7 protein-coding genes and 1 pseudogene are annotated in these 4,502 nt (G+C 63.5%); 3 read left to right on the top strand and 5 right to left on the bottom strand.

Annotated elements, in window-relative coordinates:
• Window positions 1–74: 74 nt before the first annotated feature.
• Window positions 75–248 (top strand): annotated as a pseudogene (locus Q0O97_RS17265) (transposase); the annotation flags it as partial.
• Between the two features lie 25 nt (window positions 249–273).
• Window positions 274–1,053 (top strand): hypothetical protein, encoded by a 780-nt coding sequence (locus tag Q0O97_RS17260; protein ID WP_294932354.1) that lies wholly within the window; start codon window positions 274–276, stop codon window positions 1,051–1,053.
• An 816-nt stretch (window positions 1,054–1,869) separates the two neighbouring features.
• On the opposite strand, the gene Q0O97_RS17255 is transcribed toward Q0O97_RS17260, so the two are convergent.
• From Q0O97_RS17255 to Q0O97_RS17245, 3 genes are read right to left on the bottom strand one after another with little or no spacing between them, the layout of a single operon-like run.
• On the bottom strand, window positions 1,870–1,992 hold the full coding sequence (locus Q0O97_RS17255; RefSeq protein WP_294932351.1) for a hypothetical protein: 123 nt from the start codon (window positions 1,990–1,992) through the stop codon (window positions 1,870–1,872).
• A gap of 28 nt (window positions 1,993–2,020) precedes the next feature.
• On the bottom strand, window positions 2,021–2,311 hold the full coding sequence (locus tag Q0O97_RS17250) for a hypothetical protein (protein WP_294932349.1): 291 nt from the start codon (window positions 2,309–2,311) through the stop codon (window positions 2,021–2,023).
• Window positions 2,308–2,928, bottom strand: coding sequence for an N-acetylmuramoyl-L-alanine amidase (locus tag Q0O97_RS17245; protein WP_294932346.1), 621 nt, complete (start codon window positions 2,926–2,928; stop codon window positions 2,308–2,310). Before Q0O97_RS17245 ends, Q0O97_RS17250 begins: the two co-directional genes overlap by 4 nt.
• 116 nt (window positions 2,929–3,044) lie before the next feature.
• Between Q0O97_RS17245 and Q0O97_RS17240 the strand changes: the two genes are divergently transcribed.
• Window positions 3,045–3,242 carry a hypothetical protein gene (locus Q0O97_RS17240; protein ID WP_294932343.1) on the top strand — a complete coding sequence of 66 codons (198 nt, stop codon included), beginning with the start codon at window positions 3,045–3,047 and terminating at the stop codon, window positions 3,240–3,242.
• Here Q0O97_RS17240 and Q0O97_RS17235 read toward each other — a convergent pair.
• Both Q0O97_RS17235 and Q0O97_RS17230 read right to left on the bottom strand, forming a co-directional pair.
• Window positions 3,236–3,694, bottom strand: coding sequence for a hypothetical protein (locus Q0O97_RS17235; RefSeq protein ID WP_294932340.1), 459 nt, complete (start codon window positions 3,692–3,694; stop codon window positions 3,236–3,238). The genes Q0O97_RS17240 and Q0O97_RS17235 overlap by 7 nt on opposite strands.
• Window positions 3,687–4,019, bottom strand: coding sequence for a hypothetical protein (locus tag Q0O97_RS17230; protein ID WP_294932337.1), 333 nt, complete (start codon window positions 4,017–4,019; stop codon window positions 3,687–3,689). The genes Q0O97_RS17235 and Q0O97_RS17230 overlap by 8 nt, the downstream gene beginning before the upstream one ends.
• Between the last annotated feature and the right edge of the window lie 483 nt (window positions 4,020–4,502).

Below are 4,502 nucleotides of genomic sequence, written 5' to 3'. Positions count from 1 at the left end.
CGTGCGCCTGATCGCCCTCGGACAATCCCTTTTTTTCGCAGGCTTGCTGCGGTGCGGTGTGCTTTCATGATCGAGGCCGCAGGGGCGCGGACAGCCGGCTGTTCATCGACGCGGTGCTGTGGCTGGCACGGGGCGCCTCGCCCTGGCGCGACCTTCCGCCTGAACCGGGGCATTGGAAGAGCGTCTACACCCGGTTCCGCCGCTGGTCCCGCGCCGGGGTGTGGGGACGCCTTTTCAAGGAGTTGAGCGCCGATCCCGTGGGGCGGTGCGACCGTGGACGGCCAGCACGGCGGCATCCTCTATTCCGACTGGCAGGGCGACACCCTGTCGGATTTCGTCAGCTTCGGGTCGGCGCGTCAGATCTGGGATCTGGACGGCAATGCCCGCAACGCCGCCTATGATCAGGTAATCGTGTCGGAGATCGCGGATCTGCAAACCGGGTTTCCCGAGATCGGCACTCCGGCCAGCGTGGCGACCTTGCAGACCCTCTATTGGTTCGGCCTGGCGGCACAAGAGCGCCAGGCGGAACTGATCCTGTTCCCGCCGTGGTCGCCTATGATGGCCGATCTTGATGCCACGGCGGACCCGGCGTTTGCCTACTACCGGCAATGGCTGGAGCACCATCTGGGCCAGCCGGTCTGGATCATCCCCGCTGGAGCCTATGTCCGCGCCATGCGGAACGAATTCGGAGACTTGATCTTCAGCGACGGGCTGCATCTCGACCCTGCCAGCCGCTATCCGCGCGGGCTGTCCTATCTGGTCTATTCCTTCCTGACCAAGCAGCGGTGCCCGTTCGTGCGGCCCGCCGACGAAGATCTGGACCAGATGGCTTGGGACGTGCTGCAAGCCCAGAGATGGGCAGGTTTCGGCGGGACAGTCGAGGTGCTGCCCCCCCGATGTCCCCGATCCGCTGCCGGAACCGGAAACCGCTCCATAACGTCCTCCCATGCAGGTCAGAGTTTGCCCGGAATTAACCCCCGGCAGGACCCTAACGAAAAAATTTTCGTCCAGAAGCTATTGCACCGCCGTCCGGAAGCTGACGCGCCGCTATAACGGCATGCCTGACAGAAAATTTCTCTGCCAAAGCTACTTTACCCCCCTGCCAAAGCTGGCGCGCCGCTATATCGACATGACCGAAACCGAGGTCCGGCGCGGTGTGGGCTAACTGGCAGGTTATTGGAGTGAGGGTTCGTCTCAGCCCAATGAATTCAGCAACTTGAGTAGATTAATTGGTGCCGGTTACAGGAATCGAACCCGTGACCTTCTGATTACAAATTATTAGGAAATTTATTTAAATCAATTAGAAGAGAAAATTTCTTCCCACAGACAAATCAGGAACGAATCGGGATAGTGGGAATGCCGAATTTCCGCCAGGAGAGGGCGCTGCGCGCGCTCATGACGCTAGTGGACGAGGGCGGGCATAGGCCGCCCCTGCGCTGGTCATGTCACGCCGCTCCTACGATCCGCCTGCGCCTGGTCCCTCAACTCCTAATCGGCAGATGATGCGCAGGAAGATGCGATCCGCTGACGATTAATCTACCGCCTCACGCTTGCCGCAAGCCGTGCAGCGCGCGAGCCGCAAAATATCGTGCCGCAGCAGATGGCCATACTTGACGTAGGGGACATCGCTGCTGTGACCACAGCGGCAAAAAATGTGTATCAGCAGGCCGGCAAAGGGCTGTCGATCTTCCATGAGGCGTCACCTGGCATGATTCTTCTCTTGCCAGAATGAGAACGTAAAGAGAACATGATGCAAGGCCCCTCAACGTCAGACGGGCGAACGGGTTCCCTATTCCCTCGCCCCGCCCACGACGACCATGATCCCGACCACGACAAACGCGGCATAGGCCACCTTCGCGATCTCCCACATCATCGCGTCACCGGCCTGCCCGACAGGACCTCGACCTTGTCGCCGCACATCAGCAGCGCGAGGCGATCCTGGCGCCACAGGCTTTCCACCTGCGCATCACTGATCCAGCCGGACGGGATCATCACCGGCCGGGCGCAGGGGTCCGCACCGTCAACGGAGGGTGTTGAGCCGCTGCACCCGGCCAGGAGCAAGGCAACGCTCGACAATAACAGGGTCCGCATGGGCTTCCTCTTCCAGTTGGGCCGCCAGTTCGTCGCGTTCGCGCGCAAGGCGGCGGCGGTCGTCATCGAGTTTGCGTCCGGCCTCGATATGGGCCAGCAGCGTGGCGTTGTGCGCGGCCTCGCAGGCGGCGTGGCCCGCGCGGTAGCCCTGCCAGCCGGTAAGGGCGGACAGGGCCAGGGCGGCAGCCAGCAGGGCGGCGATTCGGGTGGGCGCGGTCATTTCGACAGCTCGCGCGCCACGAGATCGCGCAGCCGGTCCCCGACCGAGATCGGATCGGCGGGCGCATCCATGCCGGGCAGCCAGGTGATGTCCCATTTCGCTTTCTGCGCGATGCCGAGCGTCGGCTGGACCTCGGCATGGGACAGGGTGGACCAGCGCGACACCGGGATGTCGTATGCCCGGCACATCCGCGCCGTCTCGCGCGCCAGTGCCGACACCTGCGCCGGGGTGATCGGCGCCCTGCCCCGGTCGAACGGCCGCTCGCGCGCGCCAGCCATCGCGCAGACCGCGATCCCTATCGCCCCACCGTTGGCGTTGAGCGTGTGCGACCGTGCTGCCGTCGGCTCGACCGGCCAACGGACCGACCCATCGCCCGAGATCACGCAGTGATATGCCCGCAGATCCGTGGCCGAGGGGGCATGCCCGCCGCCGGTCCAGTGCCAATGGATGCGCGTCAGCCCTGTCGGATGCTGGAAGGGCAAGCCCTTTGCGCGCTGTGAGGCCAGCGCCGCAGCCTCGGCCTCTCGGGTGCGCGGTCCGATGATCCCGTCGAGCGGGCCGGGCCAGAAGCCCAAGGCGGCGCAGCGCGCCTGGCGCGCGCGGATCGCATAACTCATGCTGTTCTCCATGAAAAAGCCCCGCGCGAAGCGGGGCGATCAGAGGTAAAGGATTGCGTGCAGGTTCGGGCCAGCACCTGGTTGGACCCCGTCCGGATCGGGTCTATGACAGCCTCATGAAAGCGACACGAGACGAATCTACCTTCACCCTCCAAGGCAAGTTCTGGAGCGGCACCTACCCGCTGGAGGACCTGCCCAAGTGGCTGGCCTTTTATCGCCGCATGCGCGAAACGCATCCCAAAGCAAAGGGCGCGTATGATGGCACCATCAAGGCGCTGGAAGCTTTATCGAAAGAGGTTTCTGCCGATCACTGATCCCGCTGCGGCGCGGGCAGCGTGAGCGGCGAGCAGATCGGATCGAAGGTCCGATGCCGCCCGCTGCCGCTGGTCAGCGAGAAGGCCGAGCAGACGCGGTATGGCTCCGACGGCTGCGGGCACCCGATGAAAGCCGACAGCCGCCAGAACTGCTTGCTCTCGCCCCTCCAGGCATTGGTATGGCCCGTGCCGCAGATCACCGTTCCTTGCTCCGACACGGCGAAGGTGGCGCGCTGGCCGAACACCGTCGCATGGGTCGTGATCCTGTCCTCGACCAGGGGGATGCCGTCGCTATTTCGGGCGACGATCAGCTCGTTGGCGATCCACGGCTCACCCTTGATGGTATCGATCAGGCGCGGAACGAAGATGATCGCGGCAAATAGCATGAGGGTCAGAGAACCGGGCGTAAGATGACGCCTGAACGTCGCCCGCAGGTGTTTGCATTCACTCATTCTTTCCGCCTCCCAATCGTCTGATGAGGATGTCGCGCAGAACCGCCCTGTCCGCGACGATAGAGGTCGCCACGTCAAGCAGCAGGTAGCCAAGGGAACTGAGGGTGATCACGGCAAAGGCCTCGTTGACCCCAGCCCAAGCCGCTGCATCCGGGCCGACCGAGTATCCGATCATGCCGCTGATCCCGGCCTCGGCCCCCCGCGTCAAACGGGATGGGTGCGGGGACTTGCGATAGACGTAGAGCGTGCCCGCGAACAACGCGATCCAGACCTCGGGGGATCGAGCGCCAGCGATGGCGCGCCACAGATTGGGATCGTCAGTCATCGCGCCCCCCTTGCGCATGAGAAAGCCCCGCGCGGTGGCGGGGCGGGACAGGTTTAGAAAATCAGTGCGCTAGCAAGCTTAATCTGCTATGCTGTTGCTTCATGCAGCACGATGGAGTTCCCTACTCCGCGCACGAGTTCGTGCTGCATGAACCCCTCCCCCATGAGAGAAAGCCGCCCTGCCGCCCCGCCACGGGCATTCCCCAAAACCGGGGATATCCCAAAGGACAAGCAGACCCGGCGCACCGGATCAGATAGACACAGGGCAACGGTTGTTACCGAGTTATTTGTTCCCTGGTTCGGACCTGATCGCCCCGTCCACATCTCGGACGGGGCGTTTGGTTTTTGGGGTCACGCCGACACCTTGCGCAGCACCCTCGCGGCGGTGGATTTCTTACTGGTCATGGCCTTCTCCTTCAGTTGGGGTTTCGATCCCGAACAGCGCATCCAGTTGCGCCTCGGTGATGTGCATGGCCTCGGCCAG

Origin of the sequence: uncultured Paracoccus sp., assembly GCF_945915435.1 — a bacterium.
Lineage (GTDB): Bacteria > Pseudomonadota > Alphaproteobacteria > Rhodobacterales > Rhodobacteraceae > Paracoccus.
Note: the sequence above shows the minus strand (reverse complement) of the source record. Positions and strands in the feature narration are given on the sequence as shown.